Source organism: Pseudomonas sp. LA5 (assembly GCF_028640825.1).
Lineage (GTDB): Bacteria > Pseudomonadota > Gammaproteobacteria > Pseudomonadales > Pseudomonadaceae > Chryseomonas > Chryseomonas aestiva.
The window spans coordinates 1-1,991 of the sequence record NZ_JAQYZY010000055.1 but is presented as its reverse complement, the minus strand read 5'-3'; the positions used below and the strand labels follow the sequence as shown (position 1 = coordinate 1,991).

At 66.6% G+C, this 1,991-nt stretch carries 2 protein-coding genes; both read left to right on the top strand.

Annotated elements, in window-relative coordinates:
• Window positions 1-546, top strand: a 546-nt coding sequence (locus PVZ72_RS20610; protein ID WP_443218260.1) for a methyl-accepting chemotaxis protein, incomplete at its 5' end; no start/stop codon positions are given.
• A gap of 47 nt (window positions 547-593) precedes the next feature.
• Window positions 594-1,991, top strand: a 1,398-nt coding sequence (locus PVZ72_RS20605) for an MCP four helix bundle domain-containing protein (RefSeq protein ID WP_273862893.1), incomplete at its 3' end; no start/stop codon positions are given.

Sequence of the window (1,991 nt, the reverse complement as noted above, 5' to 3'; positions counted from 1 at the left end):
CAGACCAACCTGCTGGCGCTCAACGCCGCCATCGAAGCGGCCCGCGCCGGCGAGCACGGCAAGGGCTTCGCCGTGGTGGCCGCCGAGGTCCGCAAGCTGGCCGAACGCAGCCAGGTCGCCGCCCAGGAAATCGGTACCGTGGCCAAGAGCAGCGTGGCCCTGGCCGAACGCGCCGGCACCCTGCTAGAGCAGATGGTGCCGTCCATCAGCAAGACCTCCGACCTGGTGCAGGAAATCGCCTCGGCCAGCGAAGAACAGAGCAGCGGGGTGAGCCAGATCAACGGCGCCATGCTGCAACTGAGCCAGATCACCCAGCAGAACGCCTCGGCGTCCGAAGAACTGGCTGCCACCGCCGAGGAAATGAGTACCCAGGCCGAGCAGCTGCAACGCCTGATGGGCTTCTTCAATACCGGCGAAGGCCGGGTGGTACAGGACCTGGAGCGCGCGCTGGAGGCCTCGCGGCCCAAGGCCATGCAGGTCCCGGGCAAGGCACTGCGTACGGGTACCTCGGGCGTGCCGGACGGCTACGTCTCCTTCGAATCCTGATCCCTATCCAACGGCCACCTGCAGGTGGCCTTTTTGAGACCATCGACATGACCGTCATCAAGAAAATGCTGCTGCTGGTGCTGTCCGCGTTATTGGGCATCCTGGTGCTGGCCGGCACCGGGCAATACGAAATCGACCAGGTGTTCCAGGCGGCCAACTACGGCAACGACAACACCGTTCCCAGCCTCAAGGCGCTCGGCGAGGTCAACGACAGCCGCTCCGACTACGTGGTGGGCATCTATCGCCACGTGCTGTCGACCAGCGCCGAAACCATGACCACCGTCGAGCAGGACCTGGCCGCGGCCAAGGAGCGCATCGGCCAGAATCTCGGCAAGTACGAGACACTGGTCTCGGACGACCGCGACCGTGGCCTGCTGGCCGCCGATCGCGCCGCCTTCACGGCGCTGTTCAGCCTCGGCGACCAGGTCATCGCCCTGTCGCGGCAGAATCGCAACGAAGACGCCCAGGCCCTGATGCGCAGCCGCACCGACGTGATGCTGGCGATCAACAAGGCCCTCGACGAGCACGTAGGCTACAACCAGACCCTCGCGCTGCAAGGTGTGCAGGTCGCCCAGAAGACCAAGGTCGAGGCCACCTGGCTGGCCCTGGGCATTGCCCTGGCGACCCTGCTGGCGGTGGCCCTGCTGGGCTTCTTCATCACCCGCAATCTGCTGCGTCAGCTGGGCGGTGAGCCCGCGGCGGTGGCGACCCTGGCCGGCCGCGTGGCCGCCGGCGATCTGCCGGACGACATCAAGCTGCGCGACGACGACAAGACCAGCCTGATGGCGGCCATGCAGAACATGGTCACCACCCTGCGCAGCCTGATCAGCGAAATGAGCAGCATGTCGGCTGCCCATGACCGCGGCGAAACCGTGGTGCGCATTCCGGCCGAGCGCTTCCAGGGCGCCTATCGCAACATGGCCGAAGGGGTCAACGGCATGGTCGCCGGCCACCTGAGCGATTCGGCCAAGGCCATGGCCTGCGTCAAGAGCTTCGGCGAAGGCGATCTGTCGGTGGCGCTGGAGCGCTTCCCCGGGCAGAAGGCGGTCATCAACGACAACCTCGAGCAGGTCCGCGGCAACATCCAGCGCCTGGTCGAGGACGCCAACCAGCTGAGCCAGGCGGCCATGGCCGGTCGCCTGGACACCCGTGCCGATGCCGCTGCCCACCAGGGTGACTTCCGCCGCATCGTCGCCGGGATCAACGGTACACTCGATGCCATCGTGGCGCCGGTCAACGAAGCCATGGGCGTCATGGCCGGGCTCTCCCAGGGCGACCTGAGCCGTACCGTGCGCGGTGACTACCAGGGTCAGCTGCTGGAACTCAAGGAATCGATCAACGGCACCGTCGGCAAGCTGAACCAGATCATCGGCGACGTGCGCCTGTCGGCCGATGCCCTGGCCAGCGCCTCGGAAGAGATCTCCGCCACCGCCCAGAGCATGAGC